At 72.5% G+C, this 23,911-nt stretch carries 20 protein-coding genes; 6 read left to right on the forward strand and 14 right to left on the reverse strand.

Annotation, left to right across the window (positions count from 1 at the left end):
* Positions 1 to 2,181 precede the first annotated feature (2,181 nt).
* Complete coding sequence (locus ACFY2Q_RS24310) at positions 2,182 to 3,717, reverse strand: replication-associated recombination protein A (protein WP_387133817.1); 1,536 nt, start codon at positions 3,715 to 3,717, stop codon at positions 2,182 to 2,184.
* Positions 3,718 to 3,792: 75 nt separating this feature from the next.
* Entirely contained in the window at positions 3,793 to 4,014 is a 222-nt protein-coding gene (locus ACFY2Q_RS24315; RefSeq protein ID WP_387133818.1) for a hypothetical protein, read from the reverse strand.
* A gap of 142 nt (positions 4,015 to 4,156) precedes the next feature.
* Here ACFY2Q_RS24315 and ACFY2Q_RS24320 point away from each other — a divergent pair, with 142 nt between their 5' ends.
* Positions 4,157 to 4,897, forward strand: coding sequence for a GNAT family N-acetyltransferase (locus ACFY2Q_RS24320; RefSeq protein ID WP_387133819.1), 741 nt, complete (start codon positions 4,157 to 4,159; stop codon positions 4,895 to 4,897).
* On the opposite strand, the gene ACFY2Q_RS24325 is transcribed toward ACFY2Q_RS24320, so the two are convergent.
* The 4 genes from ACFY2Q_RS24325 to aspS all read right to left on the reverse strand — a co-directional run bounded on the left by ACFY2Q_RS24325 (position 4,889) and on the right by aspS (position 9,576).
* Positions 4,889 to 6,211, reverse strand: a complete 1,323-nt coding sequence (locus ACFY2Q_RS24325; RefSeq protein WP_387133820.1) for an MFS transporter — start codon at positions 6,209 to 6,211, stop codon at positions 4,889 to 4,891. The genes ACFY2Q_RS24320 and ACFY2Q_RS24325 overlap by 9 nt on opposite strands.
* Positions 6,208 to 6,804, reverse strand: coding sequence for a helix-turn-helix domain-containing protein (locus ACFY2Q_RS24330; RefSeq protein WP_387133821.1), 597 nt, complete (start codon positions 6,802 to 6,804; stop codon positions 6,208 to 6,210). The genes ACFY2Q_RS24325 and ACFY2Q_RS24330 overlap by 4 nt, the downstream gene beginning before the upstream one ends.
* A gap of 62 nt (positions 6,805 to 6,866) precedes the next feature.
* Positions 6,867 to 7,679 carry a sugar nucleotide-binding protein gene (locus tag ACFY2Q_RS24335; protein WP_387133823.1) on the reverse strand — a complete coding sequence of 271 codons (813 nt, stop codon included), beginning with the start codon at positions 7,677 to 7,679 and terminating at the stop codon, positions 6,867 to 6,869.
* Between the two features lie 91 nt (positions 7,680 to 7,770).
* Positions 7,771 to 9,576, reverse strand: a complete 1,806-nt coding sequence (gene aspS / locus ACFY2Q_RS24340; RefSeq protein WP_387133825.1) for an aspartate--tRNA ligase — start codon at positions 9,574 to 9,576, stop codon at positions 7,771 to 7,773.
* Positions 9,577 to 9,730: 154 nt separating this feature from the next.
* Between aspS and ACFY2Q_RS24345 the strand changes: the two genes are divergently transcribed.
* Complete coding sequence (locus tag ACFY2Q_RS24345; RefSeq protein ID WP_387133827.1) at positions 9,731 to 10,465, forward strand: DUF998 domain-containing protein; 735 nt, start codon at positions 9,731 to 9,733, stop codon at positions 10,463 to 10,465.
* A gap of 97 nt (positions 10,466 to 10,562) precedes the next feature.
* Positions 10,563 to 11,186, forward strand: a complete 624-nt coding sequence (locus tag ACFY2Q_RS24350) for a DUF998 domain-containing protein (RefSeq protein ID WP_387133828.1) — start codon at positions 10,563 to 10,565, stop codon at positions 11,184 to 11,186.
* Positions 11,187 to 11,313: 127 nt separating this feature from the next.
* On the opposite strand, the gene ACFY2Q_RS24355 is transcribed toward ACFY2Q_RS24350, so the two are convergent.
* Together ACFY2Q_RS24355 and ACFY2Q_RS24360 are read right to left on the reverse strand one after the other, a co-directional pair.
* Complete coding sequence (locus ACFY2Q_RS24355) at positions 11,314 to 12,360, reverse strand: S1 family peptidase (protein WP_387133830.1); 1,047 nt, start codon at positions 12,358 to 12,360, stop codon at positions 11,314 to 11,316.
* Between the two features lie 450 nt (positions 12,361 to 12,810).
* On the reverse strand, positions 12,811 to 13,287 hold the full coding sequence (locus tag ACFY2Q_RS24360) for a winged helix-turn-helix transcriptional regulator (protein ID WP_387133832.1): 477 nt from the start codon (positions 13,285 to 13,287) through the stop codon (positions 12,811 to 12,813).
* 55 nt (positions 13,288 to 13,342) lie between these two features.
* Between ACFY2Q_RS24360 and ACFY2Q_RS24365 the strand changes: the two genes are divergently transcribed.
* Complete coding sequence (locus ACFY2Q_RS24365; RefSeq protein ID WP_387133833.1) at positions 13,343 to 13,849, forward strand: PaaI family thioesterase; 507 nt, start codon at positions 13,343 to 13,345, stop codon at positions 13,847 to 13,849.
* Between the two features lie 225 nt (positions 13,850 to 14,074).
* Here ACFY2Q_RS24365 and ACFY2Q_RS24370 read toward each other — a convergent pair whose 3' ends face one another.
* The 3 genes from ACFY2Q_RS24370 to ACFY2Q_RS24380 form a co-directional block, all read right to left on the reverse strand.
* The gene (locus ACFY2Q_RS24370; RefSeq protein WP_387133887.1) at positions 14,075 to 15,010 is read right to left on the reverse strand and encodes an acyl-ACP desaturase; all 936 of its coding nucleotides are present in this window, start codon (positions 15,008 to 15,010) and stop codon (positions 14,075 to 14,077) included.
* Between the two features lie 77 nt (positions 15,011 to 15,087).
* Entirely contained in the window at positions 15,088 to 16,416 is a 1,329-nt protein-coding gene (gene hisS, locus ACFY2Q_RS24375; RefSeq protein WP_387133835.1) for a histidine--tRNA ligase, read from the reverse strand.
* A gap of 69 nt (positions 16,417 to 16,485) precedes the next feature.
* The gene (locus ACFY2Q_RS24380; protein WP_387133836.1) at positions 16,486 to 17,196 is read right to left on the reverse strand and encodes an MBL fold metallo-hydrolase; all 711 of its coding nucleotides are present in this window, start codon (positions 17,194 to 17,196) and stop codon (positions 16,486 to 16,488) included.
* 266 nt (positions 17,197 to 17,462) lie between these two features.
* Between ACFY2Q_RS24380 and ACFY2Q_RS24385 the strand changes: the two genes are divergently transcribed.
* Positions 17,463 to 18,341, forward strand: coding sequence for a peptidylprolyl isomerase (locus ACFY2Q_RS24385; protein ID WP_387133838.1), 879 nt, complete (start codon positions 17,463 to 17,465; stop codon positions 18,339 to 18,341).
* Between the two features lie 59 nt (positions 18,342 to 18,400).
* Positions 18,401 to 19,240 carry a peptidylprolyl isomerase gene (locus ACFY2Q_RS24390; protein WP_387133839.1) on the forward strand — a complete coding sequence of 280 codons (840 nt, stop codon included), beginning with the start codon at positions 18,401 to 18,403 and terminating at the stop codon, positions 19,238 to 19,240.
* A 66-nt stretch (positions 19,241 to 19,306) separates the two neighbouring features.
* On the opposite strand, the gene ACFY2Q_RS24395 is transcribed toward ACFY2Q_RS24390, so the two are convergent.
* The 3 genes from ACFY2Q_RS24395 to secF form a co-directional block, all read right to left on the reverse strand.
* Positions 19,307 to 21,835: a RelA/SpoT family protein gene (locus tag ACFY2Q_RS24395; protein WP_387133840.1), complete on the reverse strand. Its 2,529-nt coding sequence runs from the start codon at positions 21,833 to 21,835 to the stop codon at positions 19,307 to 19,309.
* A 170-nt stretch (positions 21,836 to 22,005) separates the two neighbouring features.
* Positions 22,006 to 22,572, reverse strand: coding sequence for an adenine phosphoribosyltransferase (locus ACFY2Q_RS24400; RefSeq protein WP_387133842.1), 567 nt, complete (start codon positions 22,570 to 22,572; stop codon positions 22,006 to 22,008).
* 144 nt (positions 22,573 to 22,716) lie between these two features.
* Positions 22,717 to 23,910 (reverse strand): protein translocase subunit SecF, encoded by a 1,194-nt coding sequence (gene secF, locus ACFY2Q_RS24405; protein WP_387133844.1) that lies wholly within the window; start codon positions 23,908 to 23,910, stop codon positions 22,717 to 22,719.
* Between the last annotated feature and the right edge of the window lies 1 nt (position 23,911).

The following is a 23,911-nucleotide window of genomic DNA, read 5'->3' on the forward strand; positions in this document are numbered from 1 at the left end:
GGGCACGGCCGGCGGCGCGATCCGCCTGGCGAACGGGTGCGGCACCGCCGCGCGCCGCGACTGGCGACCCGGGACCGGTGCCGGGCTCGCCGCCGGCCGGAGCGACACCGGCGGGCGGCTGCCCGGCGGCGGGCGGGCGGACAGCGGCACGAGCGGGACCATCCGGGCGTGGTCGGGGCGGACCATCCGGGCCGGCACCCGGTGGGACGGCGGCACGCGCCGGGCCGTCCGGGCGTCGGGCACCCCGCTCGGGTACGTCGGTTCCGGGGCGGGGTGGGCCGTCGGGGCCACGGCGACCGGGGACCGGCGCGTCGCCAGGGCCGACACGTGCCCGTCCGCCGGGCGGGGTGGAGCGGGTGCCGCCCCGGGACGGCGCGCCGCCAGCGGGACCGGCGTACGGGTCGTCGCCGCGCTCACCGGCCGGGCCGGGCCGGGCAGCGGTCGTTGCGTCGGGGCCGGGCTGGGCGTGGGGTCTGCGCCGACCGGTCGGATCCGGTGTGGGTGTCGCAGCGCCCCGGCGGCCGGCGGGCCGGTCTCCGGCGGGGGGCACGGCACCGCTCGGCTCTTCCCCGGTGGACTCCGCCGGGCCCGGCCGTGCGGTGCGACCCGTGGGAGGGGGCGCGCCCGGATCCGGTGGCGGCCCGACGGGCCGTTGGCCGGCGGTGCGGTCCGCAGCCGGGTCCGGCACGGCGAGCGGGCCGGTGGAGCCGCCGGTCAGATCGCCTGCGGACGGTGCCGGACGGTGCCCGGCGGGCCGGTTTCCGGCCGGAGCGGGTGCACCGCCGCCGCGCCTGTTGACCACCGGAAGGCCGGGGTCGGTGTGCGGCAGCCGACCGGCCTGACGCAGCCAGTCGGCCGGTCGCTCCGGGCGGTCCGCCCGGGGTTCAGCGCCGGCCGGACCGCGCCGACCCTGCTCGTCGGTGGCTGCCCGGCGACGGCCGGCGCCGTCGGTGGGCGCGGCACCCGTGCGCGCGGGGCCAGCAGGCGAGGTCCCCGCGCGGGGTCCAGCCGGCGCGACACCTGACTGCGCTGCGCCATGCTGCGCCGGGCCGGACTGCGCGAGGCCGGACTGCGCCGGACCGGACTGGGCGGCACCGCGCTGGGTGGCGGGCGCGGGCGGCATCGGTGGCGCGTTGCCCGAGCGGGGCACCACGGGCTCCTGCTGTTCCGCCGCGCGGCGGCGACCGCCCGTGGCCGGGCGAGGGGGAACGGGTGGCTGCGGTGCCCCCGGGTCGACCGGGCCGGGACGACGCTGGGCCCCGCGCGGGTCGCGGTCGATCGCGGGGTCGGGCCGCGGGCCGTCGGGGACCGGCGGTACGACACCGGGCGGCGGCCCGTCGAAGCGGGCCGGACCAGCGCCGGCGGGCGGCCCGGCGGTGCGCGCCGGACCTGCGACCGGCCCAGTGGTGCGCCGACCCGCGGGCGGCCCGTCGGTGGGCAGTGGACGGCCGGGCTCGGTGGGCTCCGGGCCGGGGCGGCGGTTCGGCGGGACGGCGTCCGGGCGGCGCAGCGGCGGCATCGCGTCCGCCCGGCCGGCCGGCGCGGCAGCATCCGGGCGGCGACCGGTCGGGGCGCCCGAGGTCGGTGGGCCCACGGGTGGGCCGGGTGGAGCCGTCGCCGGACGCGGCCGTGCCGGGCCGGCGGGAGCCCCGGACGAAGGACGCGGCCCGGGCGGTCCTGCCGGGTCACCGCCGGCCGGGCGGGCGGCGGGTGGTGTCAGCGGCGGTCCGGCGGCGCGGGGGCCGGTGCCGGGCACCGGCTGTGTGCCGCGCGGCGCCGGCTGGCCCTGGGCGGGGACGCCAGGACCGGCGGGGCGGGGTCGGTCGGCGGGTGGCCGCTCGTCCGGGCGGCGAACCGCTGGCGGCTCGCCCGGCCAGGGGCCGTCGGCCGGGCGACGCGTCCCGCTGCCGTCCGGGTCGCCGCGGCGTGGGCCGGGCGTCGCGTCCGGCGTCGTGGGCGCGCTCGCGCGCGGTGCCACGGGCTCGGCCGGTGCGCCGTCCGGGCCCAACTCGGTGCGTTGCTGCTTGGCCGAGCGCAGGTCGTCGATCCAGCCGAACTCCTCGCCGGATACCGGCTCCTCCGGCTCCGCCTCGGCTCGGCCTCGACCCCAGCGGCGGCCCTTGGCGCGGGGATCACGCCGCTCGTCCGGGCCCTCGTCCGGGCGGTCCGCACCACGCGATCTCACTGTTGACCCTCTCCCGCGGCGTCAGTGCCGCTGTCCTGCGTCGTGCCGGGACCGCTCGTGCCCGTGCCCGGGCGACCGTTCTGACCGCCAAGCGCCGATGGGGCCTGCGCCGTTACGGGCGCGGCTGCCGGGGCCTCCGGTCGGGCCGGCGGCGCTGGCAGGCCGCGCACGATCCGGCGCAGCAGCGGCAACCGGGTCGCCACCGACCGCTCCGCCCCGTGCGGGCTGGGCTGGTAGTAGTCCGTGCCCACCAGGTCGTCCGGGACGTACTGCTGGGTGACCACGCCGCGCTGGTCGTCGTGCGGATAGCGGTAGCCGGTGCCGTGGCCCAGCCCTCGGGCGCCGGCGTAGTGCGCGTCGCGCAACCCGCGCGGCACCGGGCCACCCTTGCCGGCCCGTACGTCGGCGATGGCGGCACCGATCGCGGTGGTCGCCGAGTTCGACTTGGGGGCGGTCGCCAGGTGGATCACCGCCTGGGCCAGGTTGAGCTGCACTTCGGGCAGCCCGACGTACTCGACGGCGTGCGCGGCGGCGGTGGCGACGCTCAACGCGGTGGGATCGGCCATGCCGACGTCCTCGCTGGCGAAGATGACAAGACGGCGGGCGATGAACCGGGCGTCCTCACCGGCGACGAGCATCCGGGCCAGCCAGTGCACGGCGGCGTCCACGTCCGAGCCGCGCATGCTCTTGATGAACGCGCTGACCACGTCGTAGTGGGCGTCGCCGTCGCGGTCGTAGCGCACCGCCGCCACGTCGACCGCCTGCTCGGCGGTGGCGAGGTCGATCTGCCCGACGCCGAGCGCCGTGGCGGAGGCCGCCGCCGCCTCCAGCGCGGTCAGAGCCTTGCGGACGTCGCCGGAGGCGAGCCGCACCAGGTGGTCCTCGGCCTCGGTGGTCAGGGTGAGCGTGCCGCGCAGGCCGCGCTCGTCGGCGACCGCCCGGCGCAGCAGGCCGCGCACCGCGTCGTCATCGAGCGGTTGCAGGGTGAGCAGCACGCACCGCGACAACAGTGGGGAGATGACCGAGAAGTACGGGTTCTCGGTGGTCGCCGCGAGCAGCGTCACCGTACGGTCCTCGACGGCGGCGAGCAGCGAATCCTGCTGGGTCTTGCTGAACCGGTGCACCTCGTCGATGAAGAGCACGGTCTGCGGGCCGCCGGAACGGCGCTGGCGGCGGGCCGTCTCGATGACGGCGCGGACGTCCTTGACCCCGGCGGACAGCGCCGACATGGCGACGAACCGGCGATCGGTGGCCGCCGCGACCAGGTGCGCGATGGTGGTCTTGCCGCTGCCGGGCGGTCCCCAGAGGATTACCGACAGCGGCGCGCCGCCGGACACCAGTTGTCGCAGCGGCGCACCGGGGGCGAGCAGGTGGTCCTGGCCGACCAACTCGTCGAGGGTCGCCGGGCGCATACGGACGGGCAGGGGCGAATCGTGCGCTACCGGAGTGAAGCCGTCGACACCTGCGGAACCCTCGGGCGCGCTGCGCGACCCGGCGGGCGCACCGAGGGTGAAGAGGGCGTCTGACTCCATCACGAAGACAGTACCGGGCCCAGCCCGCAGCGCCGGAATCGCGCCGTGGGCTGGGCCATTGATGATCAGTTCCGGTCAGCCGCGACCGGGGCGACGACCCCGGTACCAGCGGCCGCCGCCACCGCCACCGCCGCTGCGCGGGCCGCTGCCCACGCCGCCCAGGTAGAGGGCGAGCAGAAACAACCCGAGGAGCACGAGCGTGTTCCAGTTGAACAGGTCGGGCGCGCCGAAGTTGGTGTCGAGCAGGTCGATCAGCAGAGCGAAGCCAAAGACGATGGCCGCGAGAATGGCGAGCATGTTCGGTCCTCCGGTGGGGGTTCCCAGTAGGTCGGCGCGTGATGTACCCAAACGGTCGACTCGTCAATCTCCACCGTGGATCGGGCCGTTGCACCTGACCGGGCGCGGTCACCCGTGAGCCGGTTTTCGTAGGCTGACCGTCATGATCATGGGGGACTACCTGCTCCACGACCGGACGGCCATCCTGGCCGCCACCGGTCACCACCCGTACGCCCGGTACGCGCTCGGGCTCGACGTGCCGACGAGCGGCTACCAGCGCGACGAGACAGTGCTGTGGCTGTCACCGTCGGCGTACGGGCCTGCCGCCAGCGCGATCGGTCCGGCCGGTCCGGCGATCGAGATCTGCGGCGAGTTGGTCGCCGACGGGGTGCTGCGCCCGCAGGATCGGCTGCACCTGCCCCGACACGATCCCGCCCTCCGTGCGGGCCGCCCGACCGTGGACCGGCACGAGGACTGGGACTTCCACTGGACCTGCACGCCACCGCCGGAGCAGCCGGACGAGCGGCGGGTCGTACGGCTCACCGAGGCCGACCACCCGGCGCTGGAGGCCTTGATCGACGAGGCCTTCCCGGGCAGCACGTCCCGCCCCAGCGACCAGCAGGTCGTGAACTGGTACGGCATCCGGGCCGGTGGCCGGCTGGTGGCGTGCGGCGCGGAGCGCAGCCGGGACGACGTCGGGTTCCTCGCCGGCCTGACCGTCGCTCCCGACCAGCGTGGTCGAGGGCTGGGCGCGGCGTTGACCGCCGGGATGACCCGGGCGCTAATGGCGCGCCACGACACCGTGGCGCTCGGTGTCTACCTGGACAACGTCGGAGCGGCACGGCTCTACCGTCGCCTGGGCTTCACCAGCACCCTCGGCCTCACCTCGGTACGTCTAGCCTGAGGCGGACGCAGGATGCTCGCGCCGTGGGTCGGGTAGCTCCGCCACCGGGACCGCGCCCTGATCGGCCGGCGGGTCGACGGGCCGACGACCGGCCCGCCAGGCCGGCAGGTACAGCGGCGCGGCCACGGCGAGCACCACCGCGCCGACAAGCATCGCGGCGGTGACGCTGACCCGGTCGGCGAGCGCGGTGAGGACGACCGCGCCCACCGCGAAGCCGGGCTGGCCCATCATCGAGTTCAGCGAGATCACGCTGGTCCGGTACGGCCCGTCGACCTGGCGGTGCAGCAGCCCCATGTGCACCGGGTTGGATGCCCCGTGAATGCTGTAGCAGGCGAGGTAGGCCACGAGCACCCCGACCGGGCCGGCGAGCAGACCCATCCCGACCACAGTCACGCCCTGCAGGATGCGCAGCAGGGCGGCGCTGGGCGCGGCGCCCAGCCAGCGCAGCAGCAGCGGGGTCAGGGCAGCGCCGGCCGCACTGGCCAGCCAGGCCGCCGAGTTCGCCGGTCCGAGCAGCGCCGCCGCCCGGTCCGGATCCCCTACCACCTCGGCGAGCCGGACCGGCAGCAGCGACTCGAAGGTGACCATGCCGAAGCCCCAGAACAGCTCCACCGCGACGAGGGCCAGCAGCACCCGGGAGCGGCGCAGCAGCCCGAACGACTGACCGATCATCCGGGGCGCCTCGACGATCGAGGCCCGCAGCGCCCCAGCGCCCTTGGCCGGGCGGACCTCCCGCAGCAGTGTCACAAGGGCGGCCAGGGCCACCACCTGGAAAGCCGCGGCGACAAGCACCGGGACGGTGAGCGCGCTGACCGGCCCGATCGGGCCGAGGGCGATCAGGCCGCCGGCGAGCAGCGCGCCGGCGGAGATGGCCACGCCGATGACGGTGCCGGCGTAGCCGAGACCCGGCTCGTACTTCGCCTCCGGGTCGGCGGCGAGGGTGGCGTCGACGTACCAGGACTCCAGCGGGCCGCTGTCGAGGGCCCGGAAGACCCCTTGCAGGGCCCAGACCAGCACGAAGACCGCGAACGAGTCGGCGACCGCGAAGATCAGCAGGGAGGCCAGACCGAGTGTCCAGGCCACCAGGAGGACCGGCCGGCGGCCGAGCGCGTCGGCGAGGCCGCCGGTGGGCAGCTCCAGTGCCAACACGACCAGCCCCTGGGCGACGGTGACCAACCCGATCTGGGACAGCGACAGGCCACGCTCCTGCATCAGCAGGATCATCACCGGAATGATCAGGCCGCTGGGCAGCCACCGCAGCCCGTGCAGGAGCAGGAACCTCTGCCGGACCTGACGTACGGTAAGCGCGCTCACCGCAGGCCCTCCCGCAGCGGGTACGCGGCCAGGAAGACCTGCACCGGGCGGGCCTGCGGGTCGACGGATCCGGCCTCGCGGTACCGCTCCAGCACCTGCCACACCTCGGCTTTGAGCTCCTCCAGCCGGGCCGGTGGGATGGTCATGAAGATGTCGCCCATGCCCAGGGCGTCGCGCCAGGCGGGCGACCACTCGTGCTGGGTGGCGAACCACCGCTCGGCGTGCTCGACGAGGTGGCGCACCTGGTCGCCCTGGATCCACTCGATCGCGGCCCGGGCGTCGGGGTCGTCGTCGAAGTCGGTCGGCTCCCAACTGGTGACGTCGTGGGCGGCCTGCCACCAGCGCTGCCGTCCGCTGCCCCGGTCGGGATCCTCGACGACCAGCCCGACCTCGGCGAGCTGGCGCAGGTGATAGCTGGTCGCGCCGGTGTTGGTCCCGAGCAGCTCGGCCAGTGTCGTGGCGGTGGCGGGGCCATGCACCCGTAGCGCCCCGACCAGCCGCATCCGCAGCGGGTGTGCGAGCACGCGGACCTGCCGCTTGTCGATCCGCACCTCGCGGGGCGCGGGTCGCGGTGTCGGTTCGTCAATCCCCATGAACGCACAATAACTCTGCACACTTCCTATGCACAAGAGTTGTGCATAGGAAGTGTGCAGACTCAGGAGGCCAGAAGTTCGCGCACCCCACGCAGCCGGGTCCGCAGCAGAGCCGTGGCGCGGGAGCAGTCCAGGCGTACCTCGGTGGGACGCACCACGCCGGCGGCGGCGCCGGTGGTCGTCTTCAACCCGGCCGCGTCCAGGCCATATCGCCCGGCGACCAGCAGGCCCAACTCGGCCCGGCTGACCGCGTCAAGGCCAGCCACGTTGAGCAGACCGGCGTACGACGAGCCGGCCATCTCCAGCACGGCGTCGGCCAGGTCGGTGACGTCGACCGGGCAGCGGGTCTCGTCGGTGAACAGCACCGCCCGGCCGGCGAGCGCGTCCCGGCAGAGCTGGATCTGCTTGCTGCCCTCCCCCACGATCAGCGAGGTACGCACAAGCGCCGCGCCCGGGTCGATCGCCCGCACGGCGGTCTCGGCGGCGGCCTTCGCGGCCCCGTACGCGTGGATCGGGGTAGGCACGTCGTCGTCGAGGTACGGCGTCGGACGGCCGGCGTGCAGCGCGTCACTGGACACGTGCACCAGCCGGGCACCCGCTTCGGCGGCGGCGACCGCCACGTTCGCGGCCCCGTCGGCGGTGACGGCCCAGTCGTCGTACCGATAGGGGGTCGCGACCACGGCGTCCGGCCGCACCTCGGCGACAAGCGCGCGCACGGCGGCCCGGTCGGTCACGTCCAGCCGGCGCTCCGCAACACCCGGCACCCCAACGGAACCCGAGTGGTACGTCCCGGTCACCGTGAAGCCGCCGTCAACGGCGCGCCGACAAACCTCCCGCCCGAGAAACCCACTACCCCCGACAACAAGCACCCGCATCCCAACCCACTCCCCCGTGATCAAGAGGTTTGCGTCACCTCGCGGGGCGATGATGACGCAAACCTCTTGATCAACCAAGCTGGGGTGGGGCTTAGACCGGGTCGGCTACCGGGGCTGCAGGGCCGGCGGTGCCGGTGTGGGGGGCCGCCTGCGGCTTGGGCTTGGCGTCGATGCCGGCCTCGGTGCGCTGCTGGCCGGTGATCGGCGTCGGCGCGCCGGTCAGCGGGTCGAAGCCGCCACGGGTCTTCGGGAACGCGATCACCTCGCGGATCGAGTCCGCGCCGGCGAGCAGCATGCAGACCCGGTCCCAGCCGAACGCGATGCCGCCGTGCGGCGGGGCGCCGTACTTGAACGCCTCCAGCAGGAAGCCGAACTTGTCCTGCGCCTCCTCCGGGGTGATGCCGAGCAGGTCGAAGACCCGCTTCTGCACGTCACCCCTGTGGATACGGATCGAGCCGCCGCCGATCTCGTTGCCGTTGCAGACGATGTCGTACGCGTACGCGAGCGCCCGGTCCGGGGCCTCCTCGAACCGGTCCACCCACTCGGCGTTCGGCGAGGTGAACGGGTGGTGCACGGCCGTCCAACCGCCCTCGTCCGTCTTCTCGAACATGGGCGCGTCGACAACCCAGCAGAACGCCCAGGCGCTCTCGTCGATCAGGCCGGCCCGCTTGGCGATCTCGACACGGGCCGCACCCAGCAGCTCCTGCGCCTCACGGGTGTTCGTGCTGGCGGCGAAGAACACCGCGTCGCCCGGCTTGGCGCCGACCGCGTCGGCGAGCCCACCCAGGTGCTCGGCGGAGAGGTTCTTGGCCACCGGGCCGCGCGCCTCGCCGGTCTCGGCGTCCAGCACCACGTACGCAAGGCCACGAGCGCCGCGCGCCTTGGCCCAGTCCTGCCAGCCGTCCAGCTCCTTGCGGGTCTGCGACGCGCCGCCCGGCATGACCACAGCGCCGACGTAGCCGCCCGCGTCGATCGCGCCGGCGAACACCCGGAACTGCGTGCCGCGCAGGTAGTCGGTCAGCTCGGTCAGCTCGACGCCGTAGCGCAGGTCCGGCTTGTCGGAGCCGTACCGGGCCATCGCGTCGTGCCAGGTGATCCGCGGGATCGGCCGGGTGATCTCGTGCCCGGCCAGGTCCTTCCAGAGCGCCGAGACGATCGCCTCGCCGAGGTCGATGACGTCGTCCTCGGTCACGAAGGACATCTCGATGTCGAGCTGGGTGAACTCCGGCTGCCGGTCGGCGCGGAAGTCCTCGTCGCGGTAGCAGCGGGCGATCTGGTAGTACCGCTCCATGCCGCCGACCATCAGCAGCTGCTTGAACAGCTGCGGCGACTGCGGCAGCGCGTACCAGCTGCCGGGCTGCAACCGCACCGGCACCAGGAAGTCGCGGGCGCCTTCGGGCGTCGAGCGGGTGAGGGTCGGCGTCTCGATCTCCAGGAAGTCGCGCTCGTGCAGCACGCCCCGGGCGAGGTGACTGGCGCGCGAGCGCAGCCGCAGCGCGTTCGCCGGGCCACTGCGGCGCAGGTCCAGGTAGCGGTACCGCAGCCGCAGGTCGTCGCCGGCCTCGATCTGGTCGTCCACCGGCAGCGGCAGCGGGGCCGCCTCGGAGAGCACCTCCAGCTCGGTTGCTGTCACCTCGACCTCGCCGGTGGGCAGCTCCGGGTTCTCGTTGCCCTCGGGGCGGCGGGTCACCTCGCCGGTGACCTTCACACAGAACTCGTTGCGCAGCGCGTGCGCGTCCTCTTCGCGGAACACCACCTGGACCACGCCGGAGCCGTCGCGCAGGTCGACGAAGATGACGCCGCCGTGGTCGCGCCGGCGGGCCACCCACCCGGCGAGCGTCACCGTCGTGCCGGCGTCCGTCGCGCGCAGGCTTCCGGCATTGTGGGTACGGATCACGGCTGGCAACTCCTCATCGTGGAACAGTCCTCTTCCGCATTCTGTCAGGGGCGGCCGGTCTCTTTCGGGGGCACCCGGCAGCCCGGGGCGATTCGCAGGTGGGCGGACCGGCGAACCATGCTCGCGGGCCCGGCGTCTTGGTTAACGTGGCGAAATGCGCGCCGTACCGAACTGGGCAGTCGCCACGGCGGCGGCCGCGCCGCTGGTGCTGGTGGCCGGCTGGACGGTCGCGGAGACCCGGCAACCCGCCGGGTACGACCCGATCCGCGACACCATCAGCGAGTTGGCGGGGCAGGACGCCACCGACGCCTGGATCATGGTCACCTCCCTGGTGCTGCTGGGCTGCTGCTATCTGGCGGTGGCCGCCGTGCTGCACGCGGCAGGGCTGCCCAGTCGATTCCTGCTCGCGATCGGTGGAGTGGCCACCGTCGCGCTTGTGGCGTTTCCCCGGCCGCCGGTGGGCGGTTCGCTCAGCCACGGCATCGCGGCGACCGTCGCCGTTCTGGCCCTGGCGCTCTGGCCGGCTGGCTCGGCGCTGCGGCTGCCACGCGGTCGGGACGACGCGCACCCGTCGGCACCGCAGCCGCCGTGGGCGTTCCGTCGAGGGGTGGGTCTCGGCGCGACGGCCGTGCTGCTGGCCCTCTTCGGCTGGTCCGCGTTCGAGGTGACGAGCGGGTCACGGACGGGCCTTGCCGAGCGGGTGACGGCGGTGGCCGTGTCGCTCTGGCCCCTGTTCGCGGTGCTGTCGGCCCGACGGGCGCACCTCGCCTGGGCCACCGGTGGCACCACCACCGTCGGCCCGGCCCTGCCCATGAGCGGTGTCGTCTCCCCGGATCCGCTTCTGCCACCGCCCGGCCCCACCACGCGACGCTCCGATCCGCTGCCCTGAGCCGTCACCGCACCCCTGCGATGACTGTGTCGGGAGCCAGCCGTCCCAGCCGTGCTGGCCCCGGTGTCGCCGCCGGCCGCACCGCTACGATCACGCGATGTCGGTCGTTCCCCGCTGGGCCCTGCTGTCAGCCGGTGGCGCGCCACTGTTCCTCGTCGGAGGCTGGACGGTGGCGCAGGCCGCCCAGCCAGACGGGTTCGATCCTGTCCGGCAGACCATCAGCGCGCTTGCCGCGACCGACGCGGACAATCGTTGGATCATGACGGTCGGGCTGGCCGGCCTGGGCCTCTGCCACCTGCTGACCGCGCTCGGTCTGGTCACCGCCGCACCTGCGGGCCGTGGGCTGCTCGCGCTCGGCGGACTTGCCACCCTGGTGCTCGTCGTCTTCCCGCAGCGCCCGGACGGGTCGATCACCCACGTCGTCGCCGCCGCTCTGGCGTTCGGGGCGTTGGCCGTGTGGCCCGCCCTGGCCGTGCCCTGGCGGTCGACGCGGCCGGTCGGCCGGGATCAACACGGGCCGGGCCGGCACGGACCCACCCGCTGGGCAGCGCTCGCGGTGACGGCGCTCCTGCTGGGGCTACTCGGCTGGTTCGCCGTCGAGTACTTCACCGACGGCGCATGGATCGGGCTGACGGAGCGGCTGGTGGCGGCCGCCGAGGCGGTCGTACCGCTTGCCGCCGTGCTCGCCGCACTGACCCGCCGCCTGCCCTCACCACACTGACCGGCCGCCGGCGGTCGCCGCCCTGGCACGCCGTGAGCCGCTGGCGGTCGCGCGGTGCTGCCTGTCACGGGTTGGGACAGCGAACGGGCCGCCGGAGTGCTCCGGCGGCCCGTTTGCGGTGCGTGGATCAGAAGACGCTGACGCCGTAGCGGCTCAGGGCCTCGGTGACGGGCTGGAAGAAGGTCGTGCCGCCGGTGCGGCAGTTGCCGCTACCACCGGAGGTCAGGCCCAGGGCGGTGCCGCCGGCGAACAGCGAGCCGCCGCTGTCGCCCGGCTCGGCGCAGACGTTGGTACGGATCAGACCGGAGACCGAGCCCTCGGCGTAGTTCACCGTGGCGTTCGTCGCGTTCACCGAACCGCTGCGCAGGCCGGTGGTGCTGCCGGAGCGCTGCACCGACTGGCCGACCGAGGCGTTGCCGGAGCCGGTGATGTCCCGGAAGCTGCCGTTGTAGAGCGAGACGTTGCCGGCGGCGTTTGCGGAGTTGCTGTGCCGCACGATGCCGTAGTCGTTACCCGGGAAGCTGGTGCCGGTCCGGGTGCCCAGCAGCGCGGTCTGGCCGGAGTTCGAGTACCAGCTCGACGAGATGTTGGTGCAGTGCCCGGCGGTCACGAAGTAGTAGGTGCTGCCGCTGCGCACGTTGAAGCCGAGCGAGCAGCGCCCGCCGCCGCCGGCGTAGATGGCCTGACCACCCGAGATCCGGGTGCTCAGCACGCCGGCCTCGGCTTCGACCCGCACCGCGCCGTTGGCGCGCGCCGCGGCGGCCTTGACCCGCTCCAGCTTGGCGCCGGTGACGGTGCTGTCGACGGAGACGACGACCTGGTTCGTGACCGGGTCGCTCCACCAGGCGGTGCCCGGGATCTTCGCGGACCGCTCCAGCTCGGCGGTGGCCCGGTTGAGCTCGGCTGAGCCCCGGGTGACGTAGCGGACGGTGGCCCCGGCGTTGCTCGCCTTGCGCGCTGCGGCGGCGTCGGTGACGGTCACGACGGTCTTGCCGCTGGCGTCGATGTACGAACCGGCGGAGCGGTCACCGAGCTGAGCGGAGAGGGCGGCGGCGGCGTCGGGCGAGGCGGCGGGGGCGGCATGGGCGGGGGCGCCGATGAGCGAGCCGACGACCAGGGTTCCGCTCACGGCGACGGTTGCCGCAACGCGGAATGAGGACCTCGTGGGTCGCATGTAACAAACCTCCTGGGCGGGGGAGAACGGGTCTCGCCAAGGCCGGCTGACCCGAGGGCAACCCGGCCGATCTGGGAAAACCGTCCGAGTGAACTGAAGTATTCACATACTTAAGATCATTGACAAGACTTGGTTTCGCCCGAATTAGTCGACCTTCACCGGTGACATAGCCGCAACACCACCGACACGCTGGCGGACAGCTACCGTCACACCGAACGACCGCCGGATCCGTTTCGGACACCGTCCGCCGCAGGGCACGTTTCGCGCCACAACCGAACCCGGACCAACGCGGGATCGACCTCGCTCAGCCCACAAGCCCGCCGGATGGCCGACCACGTCGACGCATGGCGCGTCGACGCGGCGCAGCACAACGTCGCGGCGCGGGGCCGCAGGCGGGCAGGCGGGCAGGCGGGCAGGCGGGCAGGCGGGCAGGCGGGCGGGCAGGCGGTGTCAGGGGATGCGGCGGCGCGCACCGGGGCCCGGTCGGGGCTGCACCTCGCGGGGCTCGGCCAGTTCGTGTCCCTCGGCGCAGCGCAGCTCGACGCGCACCTCGGCGCCGCAGTCGCGGTGCTCCACCCTCAGCGGCGAGCCCTCCGGGTCGGCGAGGTACCGGTCGCCCCAGCCGAGCACGGCGACCAGCACCGGCCACAGGGCGAGGCCCATCTCGGTCAGCCGGTACTCGTGGCGTGACCGACTGCCCGGCTCCTGGTACGGCTCGCGCCGCAGGACGCCCCGCTCCACCAGAACGGCAAGCCGGTTGGTGAGCACCTGACGTGGAATCCCGGTGCGTACCCGCATGTCGTCGAAGCGTCGTACTCCGTTGAAGACCTCGCGGAGCACCACAAGCGTCCACCGCTCGCCGAGGATCTCCATCGCGCGGGCGATTGTGCAGTTCTCCACCGACCAGTCCAGTGCCGCAGGCCTCATCCGACCAGGCTAGGTCTAATTGACAGACTCAGCAATCGACTGCGAGGCTGCGTCCATGACACAGACCCAGGAGCCGGCGCGCAGCCGTACCTTCACATGGTCGGACCCAGCGACCAACGCCGCGCAGGTGGGGCGGCGCAGCGGCATCGAACTGCTCCGCGCGATGATCGCCGGAGAGCTGGCCGGTCCGCCGGTGATGGACCTCATCGACATGGGGCGGATGGAGGCCGAAGAGGGCCGCGTCGCCATCGAGTTGATCCCGCAGGAGTTCCACTACAACCCGCTGGGCACCGTCCACGGCGGTGTCATCTCGACGATGTTGGACACCGCCGCCGCCTGCGCCGTGCACACCACGCTGCCCGCTGGCGTGGGCTACACCTCGCTGGACCTGAACGTCAAGTTCCTCCGCCCGGTCACGGTCGACAGCGGCACGCTGCGCTGCGAGGGCACCGTGCTGCAACGTGGCCGCCGCACAGCCCTGGCCGAAGCACGCCTCACCGACGCCGACAACCGCCTGATAGCCCACGCCACAAGCACCTGCCTCATCTACCCCCTGCCCTAACCCCCCCACCCCCACACCCCCACACCCCCACCCCTCACCCCCGCGATCTTGCAGTTTCGGTCGCCGAAATAGGCGCTCTGCACCGATTTGCCGGGGCACAAACTGCAAGATCGCGGGAGTGGGGTGGCGCGCGAGAGCGCGGGAGTGGGGGTGGCGCGCGAGAGCGCGGACGCCCGGGGGTGCCGGGCTTCGGGGCGCGCGGGGTGCGGCGGGCTGAGCGCCGGGTTAGCGGAGGGCTAGGCGGGCGGCTCGGGCGTCGCGCTTCTCTTCGAAGCGGCTCGCGGCCCGGTCCAGCTCGTCGAGCTGGGTGGCCAGCTGTTCGCGGGCGGCTTCGCCGTCGGCGTTCAGACCTGTCACGTTGAACACGTCCCACTGGCGCAGCACCGGCTGGAGCACCTCGTCGCGGTGCTGACGCAGGTCGTAGATGCCGGCCAGGGCGATCGCCACCGACTTGCGGGCGAAGCCGTCGATGCCGTTGCCCGGCATCTGGAAGTTGGCCACCACGTCGGCGACGGCCCGCATGGCCTGGCTGGGCGCCAGCTCGAACGCGGCGGCGAGCAGGTTGCGGTAGAAGACCATGTGCAGGTTCTCGTCGGCGGCCACCCGGGCCAGCAGCGCCTCGCAGGCGGGGTCGCCGGTGGCCTTGCCGGTGTTGCGGTGCGAGATGCGGGTGGCGAGCTCCTGGAAGGAGACGTACGCCAGCGAGTGCAGCACCTCGTCGTCGTGGACGTTTACGTAGCCGGCGGACATGTGCGTCATCCGGGCCCGCTCCAGCGCCACCGGATCGACCGCCCGGGTGACGGTCAGGTAGTCGCGGATGGCGGTGCCGTGCCGGCCCTCCTCCGCGGTCCACCTGTGCACCCAGGTGCCCCACGCGCCGTCGCGACCGAACAGGGTGGCGATCTCGTGGTGGTACGAGGGCAGGTTGTCCTCGGTCAGCAGGTTGACGATGAGCGCCGTGCGGGCGACGTCCGGGATTGTCGAGTCGGTCGGCGACCACGCCTCACCATTGAGCGGCCCGTCGAAGGTGCGCCCCTCGCTCCACGGCACGTACTCGTGCGGGAACCACTCCTTGGCGAGCGAGAGGTGGCGGTCCAGGTTGCGTGCGACAACCGGCTCCAGCTCGACGAGGAGTGCGGTCTGGCTCAGTGTGGTGCCCATGGTCACGAGAAACTCCCTACGGTGGCGTAACTTACGCTACCGTAGGTCCCCGCGGCCGTGTGCGCCAGTGGTGAGACTCAGTTGACTCTCGGCGTGCGGTCCTCGGCGGGCGGCATCCACTCCCCCGCGTCGGCCGTGACCTGCTCACCTGAGCGGATGTCCTTCACCTCGCCCGGCGCTCCGTCGACGCCCGGGAACCAGACGTACGGGATGCCGCGTCGCTCGGCATAGCGGATCTGCTTGCCGAACTTCGCCGCGTTTGGCGACACCTCGGTCGGCACCCCGCGCCGCCGCAGCGCCTCGGCCACCCGGTTGCTTGCCGCACGCTGCTCCTCGCCGGTCACCGCCACCAGCACGGCGGTCGGCACCTCCCGCGAGATCGACAGCTCGCCCGCGCCGAAGAGCAACCCGAGCAGCCGGGTCACGCCGATCGAGATCCCCACCCCGGGGAACGAGGTGGCGCCGAGGCTGGCCAGGCTGTCGTACCGGCCGCCGGAGCAGATCGAGCCGAACCGCTCGTAGCCGCGCAGCTGGGTCTCGTACACCGTGCCTGTGTAGTAATCCAGGCCACGGGCGATGCGCAGGTCCGCCACGCACAGGCCCGGCGAGTGCTCGGCGGCGGTCTCGACGACCCGGACCAACTCCTCGATGCCCTCGTCGAGCAGCGGGTCGGTCACCCCTAGCGCGCGGACGGCGTCGGCGAACGACGCGTCCGGAGCGGAGATCTCGGCAAGCGCCAGGCACGCCTTGGCCTGCGCCTCGCTCGCACCGGCGGTCTGGGCCAGCAGCTCGGCCACCTTCGCCGGGCCGATCTTGTCGAGCTTGTCGACGGCACGAAGCGCCGCCTCCGGGTCGGTCAGCCCGATGCCCCGGTAGAACCCCTCGCAGACCTTGCGGTTGTTGACCTGGATGGTCACCGGCGGGATCGGGAGGGACCGCAGCGCGTCCCCGATCACCAGCGGGATCTCGGCCTCGTGGTGAGGGGCCAGGGTGTCCCGGTCGACGATGTCGATGTCCGCCTGGACGAACTCCCGGTAGCGCCCCTCCTGCGGCCGCTCGCCCCGCCACACCTTCTGGATCTGGTAGCGGCGGAACGGGAAGGCCAGCTTGCCGGCGTTCTCCAGCACGTACCTGGCGAACGGCACGGTCAGGTCGAAGTGCAGGCCGAGCTGGTCGTCACCTGCCGCGCCCTCGGCGTCGGCGTGCAGCCGCCGGATCACGTAGACCTCCTTGGAGGTCTCGCCCTTGCGCAGCAGTTGATCGAGGGGTTCCACCGCGCGGGTCTCCAGCGGGGCGAAGCCGTACAGCTCGAAGGTGGTCCGGATCTTGTCGAGCACGAACTGCTCGATCATCCGCTGACCGGGGGTCCACTCCGGGAAACCGGAGATGGGCATGGGCTTGTTCATCGCGTACTCCTTGCGGTCGCGCGTGACGGCGCGGTGCGGTCGTGGGTCCGCGCGCGGCGCGGACGAGGACTAGAGACCCCGGGTGGGCGCGGCCGGCGCCTGCCCCGCCACCTCGATGAGGTACGGGTTGCTGGCGCGTTCGCGGCCGATTGTGGTGCCGGGGCCGTGCCCGGGCAGGACGACCGTGTCGTCGGCCAGCGGGAGGATCTTGTCGCGCAGGCTTGTGAGCATGGCCGGCATGCTCCCGCCCGGCAGGTCGGTGCGGCCGATCGACCCGGCGAAGAGCACGTCGCCGGAGAGGCAGATCTCGTCGGCCTCCCAGCCCGAGCCCGCGCCGGGCAGCCGGAACAGCACCGACCCGCCGGTATGGCCCGGTGCGTGGTCGACGGCGATCTCCAGGCCGGCGAGGGTGAGGGTGGCGCCGTCGATCAGCTCCGCCACGTCGTCCGGATCGCTGTAGCTCAACCGACCGCCGAAGAGCGAGTCCAGGTCGGCCGACAGGCCCTTGGCCGGGTCGGCGAGCATCTCCCGGTCGCCGGGGTGCACGTACGCGGTGATGCCACGGGCGCCGCAGACCGGCGCTACCGAGAAGGTGTGGTCCAGGTGCCCATGGGTCAGCAGCACGGCGGCCGGGTGCAGGCGGTGCTCGGCGAGCAGGTCGTCGAGCTGGTCGAGCACCCCGATGCCGGGGTCGACCACCACGCACTGCTCCCCCGGCGCGGTCGCCACCACGTAGCAGTTGGTGCCGAAGGCGTCCGCGGGAAAGCCGGCCACGAGCACGGGCGCTGTCCTTCCGTCGAGCTGTCGTCCTGTCCCAGCAGCCTAACCGGCCCGGCGAGTGGGTTTGCCGCGTCCGTCCCTCACGTCCCGGCGGGCACAGCGACAACGTCCGATAAGCGCTGCTCGGGATGGGGTGGACCTCGTAGACCACATTCCCAGTCGCTAGCCGTACACTCTGGCGGGCGTGTGGCGCGACACACGGAACGCCCGGACGGGCCGGGACGCCCGGCCGCCGGCGACGACCAGGCAGAGGAAGGGGAGCACCGGTGGCTTCCAGCAGGGACCGGCAGCGCAAACTCGCGCGGGCCAAGCTCGACCGGCAGTTGGCCCGCCGGGCCGCCGCCACGCGGCGCCGTCGACAGATCCAGGCCGGTGTCGGCGTCTTCCTGGTCCTCGCGGTGATCGTGGCCGGCTCGGCCTGGGCACTCGGGGCTTTCGACTCGGAGCCGGAGCAGACCGCCAAGGCGGAGGAGACCTGCATCTGGACGCCGCAGGACGCGGCGGTCAACACAAGCCTCAAGGAGGCGGGCACACCGCCGACCACGGGCCTGCCCACCGAGGGCACCCGGGCGATGACCGTCACCACCAACCAGGGCGCGCCGATCACCGCCGAGCTCAACCTGGCCAGTTCCCCGTGTGCCGCCGCGAGCATCGCCCACCTGGCGAGCCAGTCGTTCTACGACAACACCAAGTGCCACGAGATCACGGCCGAGGGCGCGCTGCGCTGCGGCGACCCCAGCGGCACCGGCCTCGGTGGCCCGAGCTACTCGTTCTTCGACGAGGACGTGCCGACGGTGCCGTCCGCGTCGCCGTCGGCCAGCCCGGCGCCCGGTCAGCCGCCGACGTACCCCAAGGGGACCGTGGCGATGATCTCCAACCCGCCGGGCAACAACGGCAGCCAGTTCCTGATCTTCTTCAAGGACTTCACCACCACCGACCCGAAGTACCCGGTGATCGGCAAGGTCACCGGCGGGCTGGACGTGGTGGAGAAGATCGGTGCCCTGCCGACCGTGGACAATGGGACCGGGGCGCAGGTCAGGCCCAAGTCCGACGTGGTGATCCAGAGCCTCACGGTCGGTGAGCCGGTCACCGGCGCGGCACCGTCGCCCGCCAGCGCCCCGGCCAGCAGCCCGAGTGCGGGCTGAACACCTCGCTCCACCCACCCGAGCGACACCCCGCAGCAGACAGCCAGGAGGATCCAGGCGTGACGTCAACCAGAGAGCGGCAGCGCGCGGCCGCACGCGCCCGGCTCGAGAAGGAGATGGCCGAGCGCGCGGGCAAGGCCCGTAAGCGCCGGCAGACCCAGGCGATCATCGGTGCGGGGGCCGCGTTGGTTCTCGTGGTCGCCGGCACCGTCTGGTTGGCCATGACCCTCGGCGGCGACGACGACAAGACCGAGACCGCCGCCCCGGCGCCCGGCGCGTCCGAGTGCGCGTTCACCGAACTGCCCGCTGACCAGCGGTCCCCGCAGATCAAGGACGTCGGGCTGCCCAGCAACCAGCAGTCCAGCACCGGTGTGCAGACCATGACGATCGACACCAACCTGGGCCCGATCACCGCAAAGGTCGACCGCTCGCTGGTGCCGTGCACGGCGGGCAGCTTCACCTACCTCGCGGAGAAGAACTTCTTCGACAACAGCAAGTGCCACCGCCTGGTGACCGAGGGCATCAAGGTGCTGCAGTGCGGCGACCCGAGCGCCACCGGCAAGGGCTGGCGGGACACCGACGGCACCGGCGGCCCGACCTACCGTCAGGCCGAGGAGAACCTGCCCACCGACAAGCGCCCGCCGTACCCGGAGGGTGTCATCGCGATGGCCAACTCCGGCCAGCCGGGCAGCACCGGCAGCCAGTTCTTCATCGTCTACGGTGACTCGCCGCTGGACCCGGCGTACACCGTGCTGGGCACCATCACCGGCGGCATGGACATCGTCAAGGACGTGGCAAAGGCCGGCGACGACGGGGCGTTCGCGCAGCAGGCCGGTGGCGGTCACCCCAAGAAGGAAATCGTCATCAAGGACCTCACGATGAGCAACCCGCAGGGCTGACGCCCGAGCACACGACGAAGCGCCCGCCGGCTGAGCCGGCGGGCGCTTTCGTGTGCGGGGTACGCGTCAGGCGCCGGAGGTGACCCGGTACGCGTCGAACACGCCGTCGACCTTGCGGACGGTGGCCAGCAGGTGGCCCAGGTGCTTCGGGTCGGCCATCTCGAAGCTGAACCGGCTCACCGCCACCCGGTCGCGGGTGGTGGTGACGGTGGCGGACAGGATGTTGACCCGCTCGTCGGAGAGCACCCGCGTGACGTCCGCGAGCAGCTTGTGCCGGTCCAGTGCCTCGACCTGTATCGCCACCAGGAACGTCGAGGCGGACGTGAGCTTCCAACTGACCTCGACGACCCGCTCGCTCTGCGCCCGCAGGTCCTCGGCGTTTGCGCAGTCGTCGCGGTGCACGCTCACCCCGCCGGAGCGGGTGACGAAGCCGAAGACCGAGTCCGGTGGGACAGGGGTGCAGCAGCGGGCCAGTTTGATCCAGACGTCGCTGACGCCACGGACCACGACGCCGGGGTCGCTGCTGCTCTGCCGACTGCGCGGCGGCCGGGTGGCGACGGCGGTCTCGGCGATGTCCTCCGCCGCGCCCTCCTCGCCGCCGTACGCGGCCATCAGCTTCTGCACCACCGACTGCGCCGAGACCTGACTGTCGCCGACCGCCGCGTACAGCGACGCCACGTCGGCCAGGTGCAGGTCCCGGGCGATCGACATCAGCGCCTCGGAGGTGAGCATCCGCTGCAACGGCATGCCCTGCTTGCGCATCGCCTTGACGATCGCGTCCTTGCCGGCCTCGATCGCCTCCTCGCGCCGCTCCTTGTTGAAGTACTGCCGGATCTTCGTACGCGCGCGAGGGCTCTTGACGAAGCCCAGCCAGTCCTGCGTCGGGCCAGCCGTCTCGGACTTCGACGTGAAGATCTCGATCACGTCGCCGTTGGACAGCGTCGACTCCAGCGGCACCAGCTTGCCGTTGACCCGCGCGCCTATGCACTTGTGCCCGACCTCGGTGTGCACCGCGTACGCGAAGTCCACGGGCGTCGAACCGGTCGGCAGCGGGATGACGTCGCCCTTGGGGGTGAAGACGTACACCTCCTGGCTGGACAGGTCGAAGCGCAGCGCGTCGAGGAACTCGCTCGGGTCGGCGGCCTCACGCTGCCAGTCCAGCAGTTGGCGCAGCCAGGTCATCTCGTCGATGTGCGCCGGCGGGCCGACGATCTGGGTGCCCTTGTGCTCCTTGTACTTCCAGTGCGCGGCGATGCCGAACTCGGCGGTGCGGTGCATCGCGTACGTGCGGATCTGCATCTCCACCGGCTTGCCGGTGGGCCCGATGACAGTCGTGTGCAACGACTGGTACATGTTGAACTTGGGCATGGCGATGTAGTCCTTGAAGCGACCCGGCACCGGCTGCCAGTTGGCGTGGATCACTCCCAGCGCCGCGTAGCAGTCCCGAACCGTGTCGACGAGGATCCGCACACCCACCAGGTCGTAGATGTCGTTGAAGTCGCGGCCCCGCACGATCATCTTCTGGTAGATCGAGTAGAGGTGCTTGGGCCGCCCGGTGGTGTCCGCCTTGATCTTGGCGGCCTTGAGGTCTGTCGACACCTTCTGCGTCACCTGCCGCAGCAGCGCCTCACGCTGCGGCTGGTGCTCCCCGATCAGCCGGTTGATCTCCTCGAACCGCTTGGTGAACAGCGTGCCGAAGGCAAGATCCTCCAGCTCCCACTTGATCGTGTTCATACCGAGCCGGTGGGCCAGCGGGGCCAGGATCTCCAGGGTCTCCTTGGCCTTCTGCTCCTGCTTGGGGCGGGGCAGGAAGGTGAGGGTGCGCATGTTGTGCAGCCGGTCGGCCAGCTTGATCACCAGCACCCGCGGGTCCTTGGCCATCGCCACGACCATCTTGCGGATGGTCTCGGCCTTCGCCGCGTCGCCCAGCTTGACCTTGTCCAGCTTGGTGACGCCGTCGACGAGCAGGGCGACCTCGCCGCCGAAGTCGACGCGCATCTGGTCGAGCGTGTATTCGGTGTCCTCGATGGTGTCGTGCAGCAGCGCGGCGACGAGCGTGGTGGTGTCCATCCCCAGGTTGCCGAGGATCGTCGCCACGGCCAGGGGGTGGGTGATGTAGGGGTCGCCGGACTTGCGGTACTGCCCGGAGTGCCACCGCGCGGCCGTGTCGAAGGCGCGCTGCAACAACCGGGCGTCGGCCTTCGGGTGGTTTTCCCGGTGGCTCGCGATGAGCGGCTCCAGCACCTCGCTTACCTGCGAGGTCTGCCAGGGCGCGTTGAACCGGGCCAGCCGGGCCCGGACCCGCCGGCCGGTGGGCGCGTTGGACAGCCCGAACCCGCCGCTGGGCGACGGGTCGACGCCCGCGTCGGTCGGGAACGGGACCACCGCCCCGTCAGCGCTGGGAGACGCCTCGACGACACCCGCCGCCGTGGCTGCGGGCGTCACCGCCGTGCCGTCGATCGCAGCCCTGCCGGAGCCGTTGCCGGAGCCCGTCACCCGGGCCGGAGCGTCAGCGTTCCGGTCGGTCACCGAGCCGTCAGCGTCGCCTGTCGGGTGCACCGTGCCCTCCGCCGGAGGGACGACATCGTGGGACACCGGCCTCCTCACCGCTCGCCGGGAAAACACCGGCCGTACGTCGGCCGGCCTGGTCTCGCGCCGCCGGGCGGTGTGCCGCCGGCGTCAGCAAAGGGCAATGCTACCCGCACGGACGGTCCCCTGCCGCTCCGCCGGACGGTCGGCGCGGGGTCCGCCCGACGGTCCGCGACTCAAACGGTCAGCAGGGCATGGACCGGACGCGGCGCCAGCCGCTCACGGCCACCAAGGAAACCCAACTCCAGGAGTACGGTGAAGCCGGCGACGGTCCCGCCGGCCCGCTCGACCAGGTCAAGCGTCGCCTCGGCGGTGCCACCGGTGGCCAGCACGTCGTCGACCACGAGCACGCGATGGCCTGCGGTGAAGGCGTCCTCGTGCACTTCGAGGGTGGCCTCGCCGTACTCGAGGGCGTAGGAGACCGAGTACGCCGGGCGGGGCAACTTGCCGGCCTTGCGCACCGGCACCACGCCCACCCCGGCCGCGTACGCGACAGCCGCCGCGACCACGAAGCCGCGCGCCTCGATACCGACCACCACGTCGAAGCCGCCCCGGCCCTGGTGCTCGACGATCCCGTCGACCACCTCGCGGAACACCTTGGCGTCGGCGAACAGCGGCATCAGGTCCTTGAACAGGACACCCGGCTTGGGGAAGTCCGGCACGTCCAGCACGCGGCTGGCCACCAGCCGGGCGGCCTCCGGGCCGCTGTCCCCGCGCGGCACGGTGCTGTGGGTCTCCGTCACGGCTGCTCCGTTTCCCTTCCAACGACGACGGCGTCCGGCAATGCTGCTCGCACAGCATGCCGGACGCCGTTCGGTCATTTCATCCCGGGTCTACCCGGGGTTGTCAGCGCCGCGTGGTGCCGGCGCCGCGTGGTGCCCCGCCGGTCAGCGCCGCTTGGCGCCACCCGGCCGGTTGCCGCCGCCACCCGGGCGACCGCCCCGGGCACCGGTGGGCCGCTTGCCCGCCGGCCGGGCGCCCACCTTGGGAGCGGCACCGGCCAACGCGGCGGAGTCCGGGTCGATAGGCGCGTCGGCCGCAGCGGCCTGGGCCGGGCTCACCGCACCCTTCGTGGGGACCTCGCCACGGGCCAACGCACCCCGGCGGGCCTGCACCCGCTTGTTGTGCGCCTGGATCCGCGGGTCGTAGTTCTTCAGCAGCGCCAGCATCGGGGTGGCCACCAGGATGGAGGTCAGGAACGCCATCGCCATACCGACGAACAGCACCAGGCCGAGGTCCTTCAGCGTGCCGGCGCCGAGCAGGCCGGCACCGATGAAGAGCAGACCACCGACGGGCAGCAGCGCCACGACCGACGTGTTCAGCGACCGCATGAGGCTCTGGTTGACGGCCAGGTTGGCCGCCTCGCCGTACGTCTGGTTGTTGTTGGCGGTGATGCCCCGTGTGTTCTCCTCCACCTTGTCGAAGACCACCACCACGTCATAGAGCGCGAAGCCCAGGATCGTGAGGAAACCGATGATCGTCGACGGGGTGACCTCGAAGCCGACGAGCGAGTAGATGCCGGCGGTGAGGATCAGGTTCAACAGCAGCGAGGTGACGGCCGCGACGGCCATCCGCCACTCGAAGCGCAGGATCAGGTAGAGCATCACAAGCGCGATGAAGACCACCAGACCGAGCACGGCCCGCTCGGTGACCTGGCTGCCCCACGCCTCACTTACCTGGTTGCTGCTGATCTGCCCGGGGTCGATGCCGAGGTCCTCGGCGATCTGGGCCTTCACCGCGTTGGTCTGCTCGACGGTGAGCTGTGGCGTACGCAACTCGTAGGAGTCGCCGCCGGTGCCGCCGACCTGCTGCGCGGTGGCCACCTCGACGCCCGTGTTCTGGGCGGCGAGGGCCGCGTTGACCTCTTCCTCGGCCTGGTCCAGCGTGCCGACGCTTGCCGGCACCGAGAACGAGTTGCCGCCGGCGAACTCGATGCCGAGGCTGAAGCCCCGGATCGAGATGCTGAGGATGGCGATCAGGACGAGGACCCCTGCGACGCCGAACCAGATCTTGCGCCGGCCGACGACGTTGAGACCGGCCTCACCGTTGTAGAGGCGGCTCGCCAAACTGTTGTCAGCCATC

The sequence above is a fragment of the Micromonospora sp. NPDC000316 genome (genome assembly GCF_042898885.1).
GTDB lineage: Bacteria > Actinomycetota > Actinomycetes > Mycobacteriales > Micromonosporaceae > Micromonospora.